The following is a 17,475-nucleotide window of genomic DNA, read 5'->3' as shown; positions in this document are numbered from 1 at the left end:
GGTGGACCGTACCCGGCCGGGCCAGACCGACAGTGCAAGTACTTCCTGAGTAGACGCCTGGCGGCCGACCCCGATCCCCGCTCCCGGAGGGTTTTCCGTGCCGGCTGGAACGCTGTATCGCGGCCGGGAAGGCATGTGGTCCTGGGTGGCTCATCGAGTCACCGGCGTCCTCATCTTCTTCTTCCTGTTCGTTCACGTCCTCGACACCGCTCTCGTCCGCGTCTCCCCCGAGGCGTACGACGACACCATCGCGCTGTACAAGACACCCCTCGTCGCCCTGATGGAATACGGCCTCGTCGCCGCCATCCTCTTTCACGCGCTCAACGGCCTCCGCGTGGTCGCCGTGGACTTCTGGTCCAAGGGCGCCCGGTACCAGAAGCAGCTGCTCTGGACCGTCATGGGCATCTGGGTCGTGCTGATGGCCGGGGCCGTGTACCCCATCCTCAACCACGCCGCGCGCGAGCTGTTCGGGAGCTGACACACATGGCCACCGCTGAGACTTCTCCCACGGGCTCCGTCGAGCTCACCGACACCGGCTACGGCCCGGACAATCCGGCTCCGGTCATCGAGTCGCCGCGCGCCCGTACCCGTAGGACGCCGAAGGCGACCCGGACCAACTTCGAGCTGTACGGCTGGCTGTTCATGCGGCTGTCCGGCATCCTCCTGGTCGTCCTGGTCATCGGGCACCTGCTGATCCAGCTCGTGCTGGACGGCGGGGTCAGCAAGATCGGGTTCGCCTTCGTGGCCGGCCGCTGGGCCTCGCCCTTCTGGCAGGCCTGGGACCTGATCATGCTGTGGCTCGCGATGCTGCACGGCGGCAACGGCCTGCGGACGATCATCAACGACTACGCCGAGCGGGACAACACCCGCCTCTGGCTGAAGATGCTGCTGTACACCGCCACGGTGTTCACCGTCCTTCTCGGCACGCTGGTGATCTTCACCTTCGACCCGAACATCCGCTAGAGCCCGGGGCTGACGCAAGACATGCAGATTCACAAGTACGACACCGTCATCGTCGGCGCCGGCGGCGCCGGCATGCGCGCGGCCATCGAGGCGACGAAGCGCAGCCGTACCGCCGTGCTGACGAAGCTCTACCCGACCCGCTCCCACACCGGCGCCGCGCAGGGCGGCATGGCCGCCGCGCTCGCGAACGTCGAGGAAGACAACTGGGAGTGGCACACCTTCGACACGATCAAGGGCGGCGACTACCTGGTCGACCAGGACGCCGCCGAGATCCTGGCGAAGGAGGCCATCGACGCGGTCCTGGACCTCGAGAAGATGGGCCTGCCGTTCAACCGCACCCCGAACGGCACCATCGACCAGCGCCGCTTCGGCGGCCACTCCCGCAACCACGGCGAGGCGCCGGTCCGCCGGTCCTGCTACGCCGCGGACCGCACCGGCCACATGATCCTCCAGACGCTGTACCAGAACTGCGTCAAGGAGGGCGTGGAGTTCTTCAACGAGTTCTACGTCCTCGACCAGCTGATCACCGAGGTCGACGGGGTCAAGAAGTCCGCCGGCGTCGTCGCGTACGAGCTGGCCACCGGCGAGATCCACGTCTTCCAGGCGAAGGCCGTGATCTACGCCTCCGGTGGCACCGGCAAGTTCTTCAAGGTGACGTCGAATGCCCACACCCTGACGGGCGACGGCCAGGCGGCGGTGTGGCGGCGCGGGCTGCCGCTGGAGGACATGGAGTTCTTCCAGTTCCACCCGACCGGCATCTGGCGCATGGGCATCCTGCTCACCGAGGGCGCGCGTGGCGAGGGCGGCATCCTCCGCAACAAGGACGGCGAGCGCTTCATGGAGAAGTACGCGCCCGTCATGAAGGACCTCGCCTCGCGTGACGTCGTCTCCCGCGCGATCTACACCGAGATCCGCGAGGGACGCGGCTGCGGGCCTGAGGGCGACCACGTCTTCCTCGACCTGACGCACCTGCCGCCGGAGCAGCTGGACGCCAAGCTGCCCGACATCACCGAGTTCGCCCGCACCTACCTCGGCATCGAGCCCTACACGGACCCGATCCCGATCCAGCCGACCGCGCACTACGCCATGGGCGGCATCCCGACCAACGTCGAGGGTGAGGTGCTGGCCGACAACACGACCGTCGTCCCGGGCCTGTACGCGGCCGGTGAGGTGGCCTGCGTCTCGGTGCACGGCGCCAACCGCCTGGGCACGAACTCGCTGCTCGACATCAACGTCTTCGGCCGCCGGTCCGGCATCGTCGCCGCCGAGTACGCGGCGAAGAACGAGTACGTCGAGCTGCCGGAGAACCCGGGTCAGTGGGTCGTCGACCAGGTCGAGAACCTGCGCGGCTCCACCGGCGAGGAGCGGGTCGGCCAGATCCGCAAGGAGCTGCAGGAGACCATGGACGCCAACGTGATGGTGTTCCGCACCGAGCAGACCATCAAGACGGCCGTCGAGAAGATCGGCGAGCTCCGCGAGCGCTACAAGAACGTGGCGATCCAGGACAAGGGCAAGCGGTTCAACACCGACCTGCTGGAGGCCGTGGAACTGGGCAACCTGCTCGACCTGGCCGAGGTCATGGCCGTGTCCGCCCTGGCCCGCAAGGAGTCGCGCGGCGGCCACTACCGCGAGGACTACCCGAACCGCGACGACGTCAACTTCATGCGCCACACCATGGCGTACCGGGAGGTGGGCGACGACGGCACCGAGTCCATCCGCCTCGACTACAAGCCGGTCGTGCAGACCCGCTACCAGCCGATGGAGCGTAAGTACTGATGAGCACTCCGACTCTGGAGAAGACCGAGGACGCCCAGCCCGCAGCGGCCGCCGCGCCCTCGCCGTACGTCACCGTCACCTTCCGGATCCGCCGGTTCGACCCGGAGATCGCGGCCGAGGCGGTCTGGGAGGACTTCCAGATCGAGATCGACCCGAAGGAGCGGGTGCTCGACGGGCTCCACAAGATCAAGTGGGAGCTGGACGGCTCGCTGACCTTCCGGCGCTCCTGCGCGCACGGCATCTGCGGCTCCGACGCGATGCGGATCAACGGCCGTAACCGGCTGGCGTGCAAGACGCTGATCAAGGACATCACTGAAATCAAGGACGGCAAGGGGTCGAAGCCGATCACGATCGAGGCCATCAAGGGCCTGACCGTCCTGAAGGACCTGGTCGTCGACATGGAGCCGTTCTTCCAGGCCTACCGCGACGTGATGCCCTTCCTCGTCACCACGGGGAACGAGCCGACGCGCGAGCGCCGGCAGTCCGCCGAGGACCGCGAGCGCTTCGACGACACCACCAAGTGCATCCTGTGCGCCGCGTGCACCACCTCGTGCCCGGTGTTCTGGAACGACGGCCAATACTTCGGCCCGGCGGCGATCGTCAACGCACACCGTTTCATCTTCGACTCGCGCGACGAGGCCGGTGAGCAGCGGCTGGAGATCCTCAACGACAAGGACGGCGTGTGGCGCTGCCGCACGACCTTCAACTGCACCGACGCGTGCCCGCGCGGCATCGAGGTCACCAAGGCGATCCAGGAGGTCAAGCGGGCGCTCATCACGCGCCGCTTCTGACCTCGCCGGACCGGCCGTTCCACGCGCGCCGAGGGCCCCGCTGACCGTATCCGTACAGCAGCGGGGCCCTCGCGGGTTTCTGGGTCGATCAGGGCGCCGGAACCGGCTTCGGGCCTTACGGCACGAACGTTCCGGCCGCGGGTTAGGCGTGACCAGCGGTGTTCACATTGCTCAGGCTCCGCGGTACGTGGCGCTGATCCCATGGACGCGCAGGAAATTCAGCCACCGCTGTGCCGTTTCCGAAGTGTCGGAGGCCTGGTGGAGGCCGGGACCCATCCGTCCGTCGGCAATATCGAGGATCGCGCACGCCAGTGGCACGGAGACCAGGCGGGGCGTCGCGCCCTCCGTAGCGTCGCCGACCGCGTCGAGCACGTATTCACCGGACCAGGCTTGCCCGGTGTCCATCTCCACGTCCAGCTTCACGGACATCACGACTCGGTCGTGATCCGCCGGCGTCGTGGGATAGCGGGCGGCCAGTTCCTCGGCGAGTTCTGTGATCCGCTCATGGGTGGCAACCGGAAGCTCGTCGAAGATCGGCTTCCACGCCGCACTCCAACCGTCGAGGCGCATCGTTCCGCGAACGAACGTATCCACCGTCCACGCGGCAGGGAACGCGTACGTCTCGATGAAGGAGACGCTGTCGCGATTCGGGTAGACCTCGAAGGTCTCGCTGCCGACGACCCGGGGCGCGACGGCCTCCCAGGGGCGGTCGACGACTCGTTCGACACTGTCCTCGATCAGCCGGGCGGGCGTCAGCAATGCCGTCAGCACGCCTCGTGGCGCCCAGCTGAACCTGTATCGAAAGTCGTTCGGCACTGCAGGGTTGGCGCCGCAGTACGAGGTGAACCGCACTGTCGCAGACAGGTCCCCGGTTACTTCCTTGGCCTTCCGTACCAATGCGTGGGCGAGGAGGTGATCGATGCCGGGGTCGAGCCCGATCTCGGTGAGCAGGACCGATCCGCGCCTCACAGCGGTGCCGGCGTGCAGGGAAATCCCCGGGCTCACGTAGCTCGAACAGACGAAGTGCGCGCCCTGCTCCAGGGCGATCTCCACCAGCGTGGGGTGCTCGGTTACCGGCACCATGGATACCACGATGTCTCCGGCGGCCAGCTCGGCGGCAAGCGACTCGGCATCGTACGCACGCGTCGCGGCTTTGCCCTGGAGGCCCAGGCGCGCGAGACAGGTCTCGGCCTTCTCGACGGTGCGGCCCCACAGGACTGTCGATGCACCCTCGCACACCAGCCCCAAGCCGCTGCCGGTGGACATCCCGGTCCCGATCCAGTGCACACGCCCGGTCGGAGTGATCAACTCAGCCATGATTCCTCACTTGATCGCCTGTCAGCAGTGCGCGGGCGTGGTGGAAGTGCTCCTCGCAGCGGGTCCAGACGGCACCCCCGCGAGGCAGTACCGCCAGATAGGGCAACAGACCCGCAGAGAACGCCGTGCTCGACTCCTTGGGCAGCAGGGAGGGAAGGTTGTCGATGGCGATCAGATCCAGGGGTGGCGCGGCGACGAGACGGCGGACCGGAACAGTCCAATCGGTCACCCGGTCATAGATCGGGAGGCGGTTGCAGGCCGATGCCACGTCGCACGTGACATCGGAGACCACCGAGAGCCTGCGGCTACCACGCTTGAGATCATCTGCCACGAGAAACGGCGTGCCCGGTTCGGAGGCGAAGACGGTATTGACGAGAATGTCGTGGTCCAGCAGAGCTGCCCGATCAAGCTGCCGGGTCTCGTCGACGTCCCACTGGGTGGTCGGCACGCCTGCAGTGGCCAGTGCCTCGCACGCCCCACGCCCGGATCTGCCAAGTGCCCCTACGACCAGGGCTTTCTCGCCCTCTCTGGTGCAACTCAGCCTGCGGTCGAGATCGGGTCGAGTCAACGAGCCGAGCGGAGCGGCTAGTTGGCCTCTGAAATGCAGTACCGCGAGCGCGGCACCCACGTAGCCGGCCCAGAAACCGAAGGCGACGACCCGGCGGCCGGCTTCGTCCGTCAGGTACTCCAGGTCGAGCAGGGTGCCACCGCCCTCGGCGAAGCGTCGCAGAAGTGCCGGTCCGCCGTCCTGGCCCTTGTACGCATGGCCGAAGAAGACGTGGCGGTGGGCGAGCGGCGTCGATGCCAACGACGGTTCCTTCAGGCCAAGGATGACCTCGGTGGGTGGCGCATCGGGCCAGGTGTCAGCGGGCACCACATGGCACCCCGCCGCCGCGTACTCGTCGATCGGGAAGGAGCGGTTCGCGGACTCCTCGACGGTGACCGGTACGCCCTCCGCGATGAGCTTGGCTGCGTCGCCGGGTACGAGCGGGGTCCGCTGTTCGCTTGGTGCGGCCTCACGGCGCAACCAGATTCCTGCACGGGTCAGCATATTTGGGTACGCCTCCTGCTGTCGTCAGCCTGCTCGTGGTCTGCTCGTGGTCTGCTCGTGGTCTGCTCGTGGTCTGCTTGTGGCGGGCAGGTGCGGGCTCCGATCGTCGAACCGGAAAAGCGACGTGACGACGAATCGCACGCGCTGTTGATGATCGGGTCGGCTGCAGGCGATGGCCAGGAACTTCGGGCGGCAGGCTTCCGGAAGTCTCATGGCACTGTGCCGCCTGGCTCTGTGCAGACTGGCATGCCCCTGCTCGTCGACAGCGCGTCGTCTCCTCGGGGGTGCCAGGGCTAGGCTCGCGGGTATGCGGTTCGACTACGGGGATCGCGGTGCGCTGAGTCTCGCCGAGATTGACGCGCTCGCGGCCGAGGCGCACGCAGGTCAGATGGATCTGATCGGCGTGCCGTACGTGGAGCACGTACGGGCCGTGGCCCATGGACTCGCGGCGGTCAGCGAGCGCCTGGCCCAGGCCGGGCTGCTGCACGACATCGTCGAGGACACGGACTGGACCCTCGACGGGCTGCTGGCGGCCGGGGTACGGGCGGACGTGGTGGCGCTGGTCGACGCCGTGACGAAGAAGCCGGGCGTTGCGTACGCGGACATGATCCGCGCTATCGCGGAGAACGAGGACGCCGCCCTCGTCAAGATCGCCGACAACGCCCACAACTCGCGGCCCGACCGGATGGCCGCGCTGCCGGAGGAGCAGCGGGCCCGGCTGATGGTCAAGTACCGAGACGCGCGGGCGGTGTTGTGGCCCGTGGTGGACCGGCCGCATCTGGAGGCGGTGGTGGGCCGGATCAACCCGTTGCTGCTGGACGGTTCTTCTTCCTGAGCCCACGGGACCCTGGTCCCACCGGGTCGCGGTGTTCGCGATCCGGTGGGACCGACGTGCGTCAGACGGAGGGGTGGGCGGCTGCGAAGGCGACGAACGCCGTCCACTGCTCGGGTGTGCGGCGACCTCGATGCAGTCCTGACCGCCGCCGCTGCGACCTCTCATCGCGGAGATCGCGGACCGCGCCCGTGCCCCTGCCGAGGGACGACTCGGTGCGCCGCAGGGCGTACGCCGGTGTGGGCGAGGCCCGCCGGAAGCTGCAGGCGAACGCGGGCCCGGGCCTGGTTTCCGCGGTGAGACACGCGCAGCAGCTCGCCCGCTCGTGCCGCGCACTTCTGCGCCACTACGAGCGGCTGACGGCCCTGCCGGTCGCCGGTGCCGACGGACGCGCGCCAGGGGGTGCGTACGACCGCTCAGGCGTCGGGGGAGGCCAGGGTGACCACCGTGATGTCGGACTCCGCGCCGACGCGGACGGGCGGGCCCCAGGCGCCGGCGCCGCGCGTGACGTACAGCTGAGTGTCGCCGTAGCGCTCCAGACCGGCGACGGTCGGATTGGCGAGCGCGGCGAGGTAGTTGCCGGGCCAGAGCTGGCCGCCGTGCGTATGGCCGGAGAGCTGTAGGTCCACGCCGTACTTGACGGCGTCGTGGATCACGACCGGCTGGTGGGCGAGCAGCACGGAGGCGCGTGCGGGGTCGCGATCGCCGAGAGCCCGCTCGAAGTCCGGGCCGAGCGCGGGGTCGAGTTGTTCGGCGGAGATGTCGTTGACGCCGGCGAGGTCGAAGCCCGGCAGCTCCACGCGCGCGTTCTCCAGGGGGTGCATGCCGAGTTCGCGTACGTGGTCGACCCACTCGGCCGCGCCTGAGAAGTATTCGTGGTTGCCGGTGACGAAGTACGAGCCGTGCCGGGAGCGGAGTCGGGCCAGTGGCTCGGCGGCGGGTCCGAGGTCGGCGACGCTGCCGTCGACGAGGTCGCCGACAATGGCGACGAGGTCGGGCTGCGTGGCGTTGATCGCGTCCACGATCCGATGGGTGTGCGCGCGGCCGAGGACGGGCCCGAGGTGGATGTCGCTGACGACGGCGACACGGAAGCCGTGTGCGGCGCGCGGGAGCTTCGGGAGGGGCACCCGCACCCGCTTGAGAATGGGGCCGTCCAGCACGTCGTACGTGCCGTACCCGACGGTGCCCGCCGCCACGGCGGAGGCGGTCACGGCCACGGTTCGCGCGACGAACAGCCTGCGGCTGATGGGCGTCGCACCGTCGTCATCCGCGCTGCCGTAGCGAGCGCGGGACTCCGCCGGGGTCGCGGACTCGGTGTTCGCCGGGCCGTCGGAAGTGGCGTACTCGCTCCCGGCGTGAGCCGGGGCGGGCGCCACGGCGAGTGGTCGGCGCTCGGGCGCACCGATGGCAGTGGCCCCGTGAGGAACGTCGCGTTCTGAGCCGATGGCCGACAAGGGCTCCACGGCAGCGGACGTCCCGTCGGGGGTCGGTTCCGCGGCGGTTACGGGCGCGGGTCCGGCAGCCGGCCTGGCGGGGAGCCACCGGGTCAGCAAGGGGCGGATCGCCTCCCCCGCCAGGAGGGCCAGGGTCAGGTAGAGGAGCAGCGCGAGCCATAGGTAACCGGGCCAGGACAAGGCCTGTTGCACGGCGAAGGGCGCGTCGGCACGGCCACTGACCAGCGCGGCGAACGTGGTCAGCGGCAGGACGACGGCCGCGGCCGTCCCGGCGCGTCGGCCCCACCCACCCACGGTGGTCGTGTCCCGTACCAGACGCCGCCACAGATACCAGTGAATGGCGGTGAACACCGAGAGCACGGCCACCAGGACGAGGACGAAGATCAAGACGCCCATCCCCCGCTCCCTCAACCGTCCGAGCGCGCCGCGTCCGGCGCACCCGGGGTGTCGTTGGCTTCCTCGGAGCGGGCCGGAGCGACGGGCTCGGCAGACTCGCGGCGCAGCGACCGAAGTCCCCGCAACCCGATCGCGCCGATCACCGTCCCCAGCAGAAAGGACGTCACGGCGAGCGCCAGATGCACCCAGAAGTACGCCGTCGGGTCACCCACGTCGTCGAACGCGAGTCCACTCGCGTCGTTCCAGAGGTTCTTGACGAAAGTGATCCAGATGAACCAGCTCCACACCCCGAAGGCGAGGAGGAACCATGACACGGGGCGGGACAGCTTCATGTGTTCCAGTATCACCGCGGGCCACGGGCAGTGACGGCCGGGGTGAGGTCCTCGGTGATGCCGGGGGTAATGTCCCGAGCGATGTCGGGGATCGGCTTGCGGGGCAGGTTGGGCACGACGGCCCGGACGGCCGCCGGGATCCCGGCCGGAACGACGGCCCGAGGGCCGCAGTACACCAGTTCCCCACCTCGGTGGTCCGCCGCCGTCCCACGCCCTGTACGTTCACCTCCGTGCCTGGATTCCTCTCCTCCCCCCATGCCCGCCGTCCGTCTCTCCTCCCGCGCCGCAGCTACGCGTTGGCCCTCGCCTCCGCCGCGTTGCTGCCCGCGTTGGCCGTCGCCGCCCCGGCGGCGCCGGCGTTCGCCACGGGCAAGGCCGACAGCGAGGAGAAACAGCCCAAGCCGCCCGCGCAGATGTCGACGGTGGGCGGCGAGCTGCTCGGCCGGCCCGGCACCCAGGTGCGGCCGGGACCGGGCGCGCCGCAGCTGCCGAAGCAGCTCACGGGCCGTGCGTGGCTCGTCGCGGACGCCGAGTCGGGCGACGTGCTGGCCTCGCACAACGCGCACTGGCGGCTTCCTCCGGCCAGCACCCTCAAGATGCTCTTCGCGGACACGGTTCTGCCGAGCCTGCCCCGGGAGCACAAGCACACGGTCGAGCCGTCCGAGCTGGCCGGCATAGGAGCGGGCAGCAGCCTGGTCGGCATCAAGGAGAAGCAGACCTACTCGGTGCACGACCTCTGGCTGGGCGTGTTCCTTCGGTCCGGCAACGACGCGGTCCATGTCCTGTCCGAGATGAACGGCGGCAAGGAAAAGACCGTACGGGACATGCAGAACCGCGCCCGGGAGCTCAACGCTCAAGACACCCATGTCGTCTCCCCGGACGGTTACGACGCCAAAGGCCAGGTCAGCAGCGCGTACGACCTGACGCTCTTCGCCCGCTCCGGGCTGCAGAACGCGGACTTCCGCGAGTACTGCTCGACCGCCACCGCGCAGTTCCCGGGCGAGGATAAGAAGGGCAAGAAGGGCAAGAAGGGCGGGAAGAAGAAGCGCGAGACCTTCGCGATCCAGAACACCAACCGGCTGCTCACCGGGGACTACGGCCTCAACCCGTACGAGGGCGTCGCCGGCGTCAAGAACGGCTACACCTCGCACGCAGGTTGGACGTTCACCGGAGTGGCGCAGCGCGGGGACCGCGTCCTGCTGGTCACCGTCATGAACCCGTCGGACAAGGAACACAACAAGGTCTACAAGGAGACCGCCACGCTCTTCGACTGGGGCTTCAAGGCCTCGGGGAAGGTGGAACCGGTCGGGAAGCTCGTACCGCCCAAGAGCGCCCAGAGCAAGAATTCGGCGGGTGCCCAGGGCAAGGGCCGCCAGGGTTCGTCGAAGGCGTCGGTCGCGGCCGAGCAGAGGCGTTCGGGCGGGGTCTGGACGGCCGTCGGGGTCACGGGCGGGGTGATCGTGGCGCTGGCCGTGGGTGCGCTGCTGGTGCACCGCCGGTGGCCGCTTCCGGAGCTGGTGCGCCGCCGTTCCCGGGACTGACGTCCGCCTCCGCCTCGCTGCTGCGCTGCGTCGCCGTCCAGGCCGCGCAGTACAGCAGCAGCTTGGCCATGAAATTGATCCAGAGCATCAGGGCGATCGGGACACCGAAGGCCCCGTACATGCTCCGTGCGGCGACGCCCTGCAGATAGCTGCTCAGCAGGATCTTCAGCAGCTCGAAACCGATGGCGCCGATCAGCCCGGCGACGACGACCGCGCGCCGGTCCGGGTGAACCTGTGGCAGCCGGGTGAGCACATAGACGAGCAGCAGGAAGTCGGCGAGCAGGGCGATCGCCACGCCTACGAGGAACAGCAGCACCGTGCTGGCACCGCCCTCGGCGAGCCCCAGCGCCTCGGCGAGCCGGCCGACGCCGCTCACGGCGAAGACCGAGCCGCCGAAGGCCACCAGGCCGGTCACGCCGAGTCCGACCAGCACGGCTGCGTCCTTGGCCTTGAGCAGCAATGGATTGCCGGGGCTCTCCTCCTTCTCCCAGACGGCGCGCAGACACTCGCGCAGGGAGCCGACCCAGCTGACGCCGGTGAAGAGCAGCAGCACTCCACCGATGATTCCGACGGTCCCGGCGTTGGCGACGAGCCGGTCGATGTCGAGCTGGTCGGAGATGCCGGGGACCTGCTCGACGAGCTCGTCCTGGATCTTGGTCCGCTGGCGGTCGCTGAGGAGCGCGGCGCCGATGGCGGCGCCGACGGTGATGAGGGGGAAGAGCGCGACGAAGCTGAGGAAGGTGATCGCAGCGGCGAGGCGCGTCCAGTGCACGGCGTCCAGCCGCTCGTAGGCCCGCCAGGCGTGCGTACGCATCAGCCGTACGACGACGGGACCGATCACCGGCAGTCTGGTCAGCCACTTCATGCAGCGACGCCTACCCGGCGACGGTGATCTGGCGGCTCAGATGGGGCCCGACACGCTGTGCGACAGTGATCGCCGCACCCGTTCGAGGGACCTCGATCACCCGGGGTGACCGGCGGGCGTGATCAGGGGCGCAGTGAGGGTGCGGCGGGCGAGTCCACCGGAGCCGACTGGGCGGGTACGCCGGGCGCGGGCAGACCCCTGCCGAAAGGGTAGTCGTGCATCTTCCGCCAGTGGCCGTCATCGCCCTGCTCGTAGAGCGCGAAGCCGGCGGCGCTCCAGCACGCGGCGTAGTCGGACAGCTCCTCGTACGCCCGGTCCATCGCGTCCTCCGCGATGCCGTGCGCGACCGTCACATGAGGGTGGTACGGGAACTGCAGCTCGCGCTGCACCGGGCCGGAGCGGACCCGCTCCTGCAGTTCCGTGCACTCGCGGATGCCTTCCGCGAGCTTGACGAAGACCACCGGCGAGAGGGGGCGGAAGGTGCCGGTGCCCGCGAGCCGCATCCGGAAGGGGCGGCCGGCGGCGGCGACCCGCGTCAGGTGATGGCGGAAGGTGGGGAGGATGCTGGCGTCGACCTCGGTCGGCGGGAGGAGGGTGACGTGGGTGGGGATGCCGTACGCGGCGGGGTCGCCGAAGCCCGCGCGCCGCTCCTGGAGCATGCTGCCGTACGGCTCCGGGACCGCGATCGAAACGCCGAGCGTTACGGTCCCCACGTCGTTCTCCTTCGCTTGGTGCCTTTGCCTGACGGTCAAGCCAGTGTGGCGGGTACGCCGCCCCCGTCGCGAGCGGGCCCTCGGTCCTCGGCGGGCAGGCGAGGGACCCCGGTCCCGGGGCCCTCGGTCTGTCCGCGTCGTCGTGCAGGTCGTGCAGGTCGTGCTCGTCGTTCCGGTCGTGCTGCTGGTCTGGTGGTGCCGGTCGCGCTGGTGGTGCTGGTCCGCCCCCGGGCCTTCGTCCTCATCTGTACTGCGGTGCCCGGTCTCGGTGCGCTCGTCTCAGTATCCGCGTTCTGGCGCCCGCGTCGCTGTCGCCTGCGTCTCACTCCGCTCGCTCCGCGGCGGCGGGGCGCCTCGTCTCAGTGCTTGGCCGGCAGGAAGCCCACTCTGTCGTAGGCCTGGGCCAGTGTCTCGGCGGCGACCGCACGGGCCTTCTCAGCGCCCTTGGCCAGGATGGAGTCCAGGGTCTCGGGGTCGTCCAGATACTCCTGGGTGCGGGCCCGGAACGGGGTCACCCACTCGACCAGGACCTCTGCGAGATCGGTCTTGAGCGCACCGTAGCCCTTGCCTTCGTACGTCCGCTCCAGTTCCGCGACGCCGGTGCCGGTGAGCGTGGAGTAGATCGTGAGGAGGTTGCTCACGCCGGGCTTCTCGACCTCGTCGAAGCGGATCTCCGTGCCGGTGTCGGTCACGGCGCTCTTGATCTTCTTGGCCGAGGCCTTGGGGTCGTCGAGGAGGTTGATGATGCCCTTCGGCGCGGAGGCCGACTTGCTCATCTTGATCGACGGGTCCTGGAGATCGAAGATCTTGGCCGTCTCCTTGACGATGTACGGCTCCGGGACGGTGAAGGTCTTGCCGAACCTGGCGTTGAATCGCTCGGCCAGGTCGCGCGTCAGCTCGATGTGCTGGCGCTGGTCCTCGCCGACGGGCACGGCGTTGGCCTGGTAGAGCAGGATGTCGGCGATCTGCAGGACCGGGTATGTGAACAGGCCGACGGTCGTCCCCTCGGTGCCCTGCTTGGCCGCCTTGTCCTTGAACTGGGTCATGCGGGAGGCCTCGCCGAAGCCGGTGAGGCAGTTCATCACCCAGCCGAGCTGTGCGTGCTCGGGGACGTGGCTCTGCACGAACAGCGTGCAGCGGTCGGGGTCGAGTCCGGCGCCGAGGAGCTGGGCGGCGGCGAGCCGGGTGTTCGCGCGCAGCTCGGCCGGGTCCTGCGGAACGGTGATCGCGTGCAGGTCCACCACCATGTAGAACGCGTCGTGGGTTTCCTGCAGCGCCACCCACTGCCGGACCGCACCCAGGTAGTTCCCGAGGTGGAACGAGCCTGCGGTGGGCTGGATGCCGGAGAGCACACGAGGACTGTCGAAGGCCATGCCGCCCATTCTCTCAGGTGTGGAACCGAGATCCGGCCTCCGGTGTAGGAACAGTGTGAGGACACGGGAGGGGGCGCGGATCGCTGTCGACGAAGCCGCGGTGATCGCGCGTGTACGGGCCGGGGATCGGGAGGCGTACGCCGATCTGGTGCGGGCGCATGCGGAGATCGCGCACCGCACTGCGGTCCTGCTCGGAGCCGGTGCGGATGCCGAGGACGTTGTGCAGATCGCCTTTCTGAAGGCGTACCAGTCGCTGGGGCGCTTCCGGGAGGGGGCTGCCTTCCGGCCGTGGCTGCTGCGGATCGTCGCCAATGAGACGAGGAACACAGTGCGGTCGGCGAGCAGGCTCCGGGCGGCAGTGGGGCGGGAGGCGGCGCTGGCGGAAGCCGAGCCGCTGATACCGGAGTCGGCCGATCCAGCAGCCGCGGCGGTCGCGGGCGAGCGGCGGTCGCAGCTGCTGGCGGCACTGGACGAACTGAGCGAGGAGCACCGCCAGGTGGTCATCTGCCGCTATCTGCTGGATCTGGACGAGGCGGAGACGGCGGAGACGCTCGGCTGGGCGCGCGGCACGGTGAAGTCCAGGCTGAGCAGAGCCCTGCGGCGGCTGAAGCGCCTGCTCGGCCCGGAGGGACGGGAGGCACTCGAGGCAGACGGAAGGGTGGCGACCCGAGAATGGAAGGGAGGTGACAGGCGTGGGTGACCGGGACAGAGGCGACCGGGGCCTGGGTGACCGGCGCCCGGGCGACCGGGGCGTGGGGGACGCCGGCAGGGGCCGCACAGTCGGGGCAGGCCCGCTGCCGGACGAGCTGCGGGCGCTGGGGAGGGATCTGCGGATACCTCCGGTGGATGCCGAGACCATGGTGGAGCAGGTGCTCGCCGGGCTGGTGGGCGAGCCGGTGCCGAAGGCGGATCCGCCGGGCCGTGGTGCGCGGCTGCGGGCGTGGGCACGGGCGCGGTGGCGGTCTCTGATGGCGGCGGTGTGCGGCCTGCTGGTCGTGTTGGCGCTGACGCCTCCGGTGCGGGCGGCGGTGACGGACTGGTTCGCCTTGGGCGGTGTGAAGGTGCGGTACGACCCGTCGGTGACGCCGACGACAGGTGCCGATCCGCCATGCCGGGCCGGGCGGGCCCCGGCTCCGGCTTCGGCTCGCGGAACCGCACCGGCTCGAGACGCAGTTCATCGGCGCGTCAGGGCGCCGTCGTACAGAGCCGGTGCGGACCGCGGCCAGCCAGTGCTGCCAGTGCTTCAGCAGCGACTGGGGCGTCAGGCGGTGGGGAGGCCCGGGGCCGGATAGGCGGCCATCAGGTCGCGGACCTCGGCGCGGATCGTGGTGAGGGCGTCCTCGTCGCCCGCGCGGGCGGCGGTCACACCCCGGTCGATCCAGTCGGCGACGAGCGGCATGTGCTCGGTGCCGAGGCCGCGCGAGGTCAGGGAGGGGGTGCCGATGCGGAGGCCGGACGGGTCGAACGGTTTGCGGGGGTCGAAGGGCACGGTGTTGTAGTTCGTCACGATGCCCGCCCGGTCCAGGGCCTTCGCCGCGATCTTGCCCGGCACTTCCTTGGGGGTGAGGTCCATCAGGATCAGGTGGTTGTCCGTGCCGCCGGTGACGAGGTCGTAACCGCGCTCCAGCAGCTCGGCGGCGAGTGCCTTCGCGTTGGCCACCACGGCGTGCGCATAGTCGCGGAAGACGGGCTGTGCGGCCTCGTGGAGCGCGACGGCGATGGCGGCTGTGGTGTGGTTGTGCGGGCCGCCCTGGAGGCCGGGGAAGACGGCCTTGTCGAGTGCCTTGGCCCTCGGCTCACGGGAGAGCAGCATCGCCCCGCGCGGGCCCCGCAGGGTCTTGTGGGTGGTCGTGGAGACGACGTCCGCGTGCGGGAACGGGGACGGGTGGGCACCACCCGCGATCAAGCCAGCGATATGGGCGATGTCGGCGACGAGTACGGCGTCCACCTCCCGGGCGATCTCGGCGAACGCAGCGAAGTCGATGGTCCGGGGCACGGCGGTGCCGCCACAGAAAATGATCTTCGGCTGCTCCTTGAGGGCGAGGTCGCGCACCTCGTCGAAGTCGGTGAGACCCGTCTCGGCCCGAACGCCGTACTGGACGCCGCGGAACCACTTGCCGGTGGCGGAGACGCCCCAGCCGTGGGTGAGGTGGCCGCCCATGGGCAGCGCCATCCCCATCACGGTGTCGCCCGGCTCGGCGAAGGCCAGATAGACGGCGAGGTTGGCCGGAGAGCCCGAGTACGGCTGGACGTTGGCGTGCTCGGCGCCGAACAGCGACTTCGCCCGCTCGACCGCCAGCCGCTCGATGGGGTCGATGTTCTGCTGGCCCTCGTAGTAGCGCTTGCCGGGGTAGCCCTCGCTGTACTTGTTCGTGAGGACGGTCCCGGTGGCTTCGAGCACGGCCTGCGAGACGTAGTTCTCGCTGGGGATCATCCGCAGTGTGTCGGACTGCAACTGCTCCTCGGCGGCGACCATCGCGGCGAGCTCGGGGTCGGCGGCGGAAAGGGCACGGTGGGTGAGAGACACGGTCATGGCGTCCTCCGGGTCGATCCGTGGGTCGGTTCACGATCCCGGGGTGCCCAGGCGTACGGCACCTCGTGCGGGGTGTCCACACACTGCTCCCTCGTGGTCGATTCCACGCTCGCCAGTCGCAATGTGCTCGCACAGTCTATTGCCCGGGAGGTCCGGGAGCGGTCCCGAAAGGTTTCTTCGCAATCCACCCGAGCGACGATAGAAATGATCCCGGACCCGCCGCGAGACCGAACGGAGCAGCCCCGTGACGACTACGGAACGCAGCATCGCCGCCGCCGAGGCGCACAGTGCACACAACTACCACCCGCTGCCGGTCGTCGTCGCGTCGGCGGAAGGCGCCTGGATGACCGACATCGAGGGGCGGCGCTTCCTCGACATGCTCGCCGGGTACTCCGCCCTGAACTTCGGCCATCGCAACCGGCGGCTGATCGACGCCGCCAAGGCCCAGCTGGAGCGGGTGACCCTCACCTCCCGGGCCTTCCACCACGACCGGTTCGCCGACTTCTGTACGCAGCTGGCCGAGCTGTGCGGCATGGAGATGGTGCTGCCGATGAACACCGGCGCCGAGGCCGTCGAGACGGCGATCAAGACCGCTCGTAAGTGGGGCTACCGGGTGAAGGGCGTCCCGGACGGCCAGGCGAAGATCGTCGTCGCCCGGAACAACTTCCACGGCCGGACGACCACCATCGTCAGCTTCTCGACCGACCCCGAGGCCCGCGCCGACTACGGCCCCTTCACCCCGGGCTTCGAGATCGTGCCCTACGGCGACCTGACCGCGCTCGAGCGGGCCCTCACCGAGAACACCGTGGCGGTGCTGCTGGAGCCGATCCAGGGCGAAGCCGGGGTGCTGGTGCCGCCGGCCGGCTATCTGCCGGCGGTCCGGGAGCTGACGCGCGCGCGGAACGTGCTGTTCATCGCGGACGAGATCCAGTCCGGTCTCGGCCGCACCGGCCGGACCTTCGCCTGTGAGCACGAGGACGTCGTCCCGGACATGTACCTGCTGGGCAAGGCCCTCGGCGGAGGCGTCGTCCCGGTCTCCGCCGTGGTGTCGTCCCGCGAGGTGCTCGGCGTCTACCGCCCCGGCGAGCACGGCTCCACCTTCGGCGGCAACCCACTCGCCTGTGCCGTCGCCCTGGAGGTGATCGCGATGCTGCGCACCGGCGAGTTCCAGCAGCGGGCCACCGAGTTGGGCGAGCACCTCCACGCCGAGCTGGGCCTGCTGGTGGGCGGCGGCGCGGTGGACGCGGTGCGCGGCCGGGGGCTGTGGGCGGGCGTGGACATCTCCCCCCGCCATGGCACGGGACGCCAGATCTCGGAGAAGTTGATGGACGAGGGTGTGCTGGTCAAGGACACCCATGGCAGCACGATCCGGCTCGCCCCGCCGCTGGTCATCAGCAAAGAGGACCTGGACTGGGGCCTGGACCGGCTCCGGGCGGTCCTCCGCGGCTAGGCCGTGTCCAGTGCCGTACGGCGGTGACGGTGACGGCGTAACGCGCCGCCGTCGTCGCCGTACGGACAACGCAACCGAACCGCCCTCC

General features: G+C 69.6%; 18 protein-coding genes, 1 pseudogene and 1 riboswitch. Of the genes and pseudogenes, 10 read left to right on the top strand and 9 right to left on the bottom strand.

Annotation, left to right across the window (positions count from 1 at the left end):
• Positions 1–97: 97 nt before the first annotated feature.
• Genes sdhC through ACTWQI_RS13555 form a run of 4 tightly spaced genes read left to right on the top strand, consistent with a single transcriptional unit; the run spans position 98 to position 3,530 of the window.
• A complete protein-coding gene (gene sdhC, locus ACTWQI_RS13570) occupies positions 98–478 on the top strand; it encodes a succinate dehydrogenase, cytochrome b556 subunit (protein ID WP_443270224.1) in 381 nt (126 codons plus the stop codon).
• 5 nt (positions 479–483) lie between these two features.
• Positions 484–963, top strand: coding sequence for a succinate dehydrogenase hydrophobic membrane anchor subunit (locus tag ACTWQI_RS13565; RefSeq protein WP_443270223.1), 480 nt, complete (start codon positions 484–486; stop codon positions 961–963).
• A gap of 21 nt (positions 964–984) precedes the next feature.
• Positions 985–2,739, top strand: coding sequence for a succinate dehydrogenase flavoprotein subunit (gene sdhA, locus ACTWQI_RS13560; RefSeq protein ID WP_443270222.1), 1,755 nt, complete (start codon positions 985–987; stop codon positions 2,737–2,739).
• On the top strand, positions 2,739–3,530 hold the full coding sequence (locus ACTWQI_RS13555) for a succinate dehydrogenase iron-sulfur subunit (RefSeq protein WP_443270221.1): 792 nt from the start codon (positions 2,739–2,741) through the stop codon (positions 3,528–3,530). The genes sdhA and ACTWQI_RS13555 overlap by 1 nt, the downstream gene beginning before the upstream one ends.
• 171 nt (positions 3,531–3,701) lie before the next feature.
• Here the strand turns inward: ACTWQI_RS13555 and ACTWQI_RS13550 are convergent, their stop codons facing one another.
• Positions 3,702–4,847: a saccharopine dehydrogenase C-terminal domain-containing protein gene (locus tag ACTWQI_RS13550; protein ID WP_443270220.1), complete on the bottom strand. Its 1,146-nt coding sequence runs from the start codon at positions 4,845–4,847 to the stop codon at positions 3,702–3,704.
• Positions 4,840–5,898 carry a saccharopine dehydrogenase gene (locus tag ACTWQI_RS13545; protein ID WP_443270219.1) on the bottom strand — a complete coding sequence of 353 codons (1,059 nt, stop codon included), beginning with the start codon at positions 5,896–5,898 and terminating at the stop codon, positions 4,840–4,842. The genes ACTWQI_RS13550 and ACTWQI_RS13545 overlap by 8 nt, the downstream gene beginning before the upstream one ends.
• A 307-nt stretch (positions 5,899–6,205) precedes the next feature.
• Here ACTWQI_RS13545 and ACTWQI_RS13540 point away from each other — a divergent pair, with 307 nt between their 5' ends.
• Both ACTWQI_RS13540 and ACTWQI_RS13535 read left to right on the top strand, forming a co-directional pair.
• Complete coding sequence (locus tag ACTWQI_RS13540) at positions 6,206–6,733, top strand: HD domain-containing protein (protein WP_443270218.1); 528 nt, start codon at positions 6,206–6,208, stop codon at positions 6,731–6,733.
• Positions 6,652–7,068: pseudogene (locus tag ACTWQI_RS13535) on the top strand (DUF6415 family natural product biosynthesis protein); the annotation flags it as partial. The gene ACTWQI_RS13540 and the pseudogene ACTWQI_RS13535, both read left to right, overlap by 82 nt.
• A 78-nt stretch (positions 7,069–7,146) precedes the next feature.
• Here ACTWQI_RS13535 and ACTWQI_RS13530 read toward each other — a convergent pair.
• Genes ACTWQI_RS13530 through ACTWQI_RS13520 form a run of 3 tightly spaced genes read right to left on the bottom strand, consistent with a single transcriptional unit; the run spans position 7,147 to position 9,088 of the window.
• Complete coding sequence (locus tag ACTWQI_RS13530) at positions 7,147–8,580, bottom strand: metallophosphoesterase (protein ID WP_443270217.1); 1,434 nt, start codon at positions 8,578–8,580, stop codon at positions 7,147–7,149.
• Between the two features lie 11 nt (positions 8,581–8,591).
• Positions 8,592–8,912 (bottom strand): SCO4848 family membrane protein, encoded by a 321-nt coding sequence (locus tag ACTWQI_RS13525; RefSeq protein WP_443270216.1) that lies wholly within the window; start codon positions 8,910–8,912, stop codon positions 8,592–8,594.
• Between the two features lie 11 nt (positions 8,913–8,923).
• Positions 8,924–9,088 carry a hypothetical protein gene (locus ACTWQI_RS13520; protein ID WP_443270215.1) on the bottom strand — a complete coding sequence of 55 codons (165 nt, stop codon included), beginning with the start codon at positions 9,086–9,088 and terminating at the stop codon, positions 8,924–8,926.
• Between the two features lie 54 nt (positions 9,089–9,142).
• On the opposite strand from ACTWQI_RS13520, the gene ACTWQI_RS13515 reads away from it, so the two are divergent.
• The gene (locus ACTWQI_RS13515) at positions 9,143–10,453 is read left to right on the top strand and encodes a D-alanyl-D-alanine carboxypeptidase family protein (RefSeq protein WP_443270214.1); all 1,311 of its coding nucleotides are present in this window, start codon (positions 9,143–9,145) and stop codon (positions 10,451–10,453) included.
• Here ACTWQI_RS13515 and ACTWQI_RS13510 read toward each other — a convergent pair.
• The 3 genes from ACTWQI_RS13510 to trpS all read right to left on the bottom strand — a co-directional run bounded on the left by ACTWQI_RS13510 (position 10,356) and on the right by trpS (position 13,404).
• Positions 10,356–11,318: a YihY/virulence factor BrkB family protein gene (locus ACTWQI_RS13510; RefSeq protein WP_443270213.1), complete on the bottom strand. Its 963-nt coding sequence runs from the start codon at positions 11,316–11,318 to the stop codon at positions 10,356–10,358. The genes ACTWQI_RS13515 and ACTWQI_RS13510 overlap by 98 nt on opposite strands.
• 122 nt (positions 11,319–11,440) lie before the next feature.
• The gene (locus ACTWQI_RS13505) at positions 11,441–12,031 is read right to left on the bottom strand and encodes a 2'-5' RNA ligase family protein (protein WP_443270212.1); all 591 of its coding nucleotides are present in this window, start codon (positions 12,029–12,031) and stop codon (positions 11,441–11,443) included.
• 359 nt (positions 12,032–12,390) lie between these two features.
• Positions 12,391–13,404: a tryptophan--tRNA ligase gene (gene trpS, locus ACTWQI_RS13500; RefSeq protein WP_443270211.1), complete on the bottom strand. Its 1,014-nt coding sequence runs from the start codon at positions 13,402–13,404 to the stop codon at positions 12,391–12,393.
• 55 nt (positions 13,405–13,459) lie between these two features.
• Between trpS and ACTWQI_RS13495 the strand changes: the two genes are divergently transcribed.
• Together ACTWQI_RS13495 and ACTWQI_RS13490 are read left to right on the top strand one after the other, a co-directional pair.
• Positions 13,460–14,104, top strand: coding sequence for an RNA polymerase sigma factor (locus ACTWQI_RS13495; protein WP_443270210.1), 645 nt, complete (start codon positions 13,460–13,462; stop codon positions 14,102–14,104).
• Positions 14,097–14,696 carry a hypothetical protein gene (locus ACTWQI_RS13490; RefSeq protein WP_443270209.1) on the top strand — a complete coding sequence of 200 codons (600 nt, stop codon included), beginning with the start codon at positions 14,097–14,099 and terminating at the stop codon, positions 14,694–14,696. The genes ACTWQI_RS13495 and ACTWQI_RS13490 overlap by 8 nt, the downstream gene beginning before the upstream one ends.
• On the opposite strand, the gene glyA is transcribed toward ACTWQI_RS13490, so the two are convergent.
• A complete protein-coding gene (gene glyA, locus ACTWQI_RS13485; RefSeq protein ID WP_443270208.1) occupies positions 14,666–15,937 on the bottom strand; it encodes a serine hydroxymethyltransferase in 1,272 nt (423 codons plus the stop codon). The genes ACTWQI_RS13490 and glyA overlap by 31 nt on opposite strands.
• Before the next feature lie 38 nt (positions 15,938–15,975).
• Positions 15,976–16,067, bottom strand: a riboswitch (ZMP/ZTP riboswitch).
• A 114-nt stretch (positions 16,068–16,181) separates the two neighbouring features.
• Here glyA and rocD point away from each other — a divergent pair.
• Positions 16,182–17,387: an ornithine--oxo-acid transaminase gene (rocD, locus tag ACTWQI_RS13480; RefSeq protein ID WP_443270207.1), complete on the top strand. Its 1,206-nt coding sequence runs from the start codon at positions 16,182–16,184 to the stop codon at positions 17,385–17,387.
• The last annotated feature ends 88 nt before the right edge of the window (positions 17,388–17,475 follow it).

This window comes from Streptomyces sp. KR80 (assembly GCF_052245555.1).
Classification (GTDB): Bacteria; Actinomycetota; Actinomycetes; order Streptomycetales; family Streptomycetaceae; genus Streptomyces.
The sequence above is the reverse complement of the archived record's forward strand: the minus strand, read 5'-3'. Positions and strand labels throughout refer to the sequence as shown.

Bases quoted from the DNA above. Each gene is read 5' to 3' on its own strand.
- ACTWQI_RS13545 (WP_443270219.1), bottom strand. From the start codon at position 5,898: ATGCTGACCCGTGCAGGAATCTGGTTGCGCCGTGAGGCCGCACCAAGC.
- ACTWQI_RS13555 (WP_443270221.1), top strand. From the start codon at position 2,739: ATGAGCACTCCGACTCTGGAGAAGACCGAGGACGCCCAGCCCGCAGCG.
- sdhA (WP_443270222.1), top strand. From the start codon at position 985: ATGCAGATTCACAAGTACGACACCGTCATCGTCGGCGCCGGCGGCGCC.
- ACTWQI_RS13525 (WP_443270216.1), bottom strand. From the start codon at position 8,912: ATGAAGCTGTCCCGCCCCGTGTCATGGTTCCTCCTCGCCTTCGGGGTG.
- ACTWQI_RS13510 (WP_443270213.1), bottom strand. From the start codon at position 11,318: ATGAAGTGGCTGACCAGACTGCCGGTGATCGGTCCCGTCGTCGTACGG.
- ACTWQI_RS13530 (WP_443270217.1), bottom strand. From the start codon at position 8,580: ATGGGCGTCTTGATCTTCGTCCTCGTCCTGGTGGCCGTGCTCTCGGTG.
- ACTWQI_RS13540 (WP_443270218.1), top strand. From the start codon at position 6,206: ATGCGGTTCGACTACGGGGATCGCGGTGCGCTGAGTCTCGCCGAGATT.
- glyA (WP_443270208.1), bottom strand. From the start codon at position 15,937: ATGACCGTGTCTCTCACCCACCGTGCCCTTTCCGCCGCCGACCCCGAG.
- ACTWQI_RS13550 (WP_443270220.1), bottom strand. From the start codon at position 4,847: ATGGCTGAGTTGATCACTCCGACCGGGCGTGTGCACTGGATCGGGACC.
- trpS (WP_443270211.1), bottom strand. From the start codon at position 13,404: ATGGCCTTCGACAGTCCTCGTGTGCTCTCCGGCATCCAGCCCACCGCA.
- ACTWQI_RS13565 (WP_443270223.1), top strand. From the start codon at position 484: ATGGCCACCGCTGAGACTTCTCCCACGGGCTCCGTCGAGCTCACCGAC.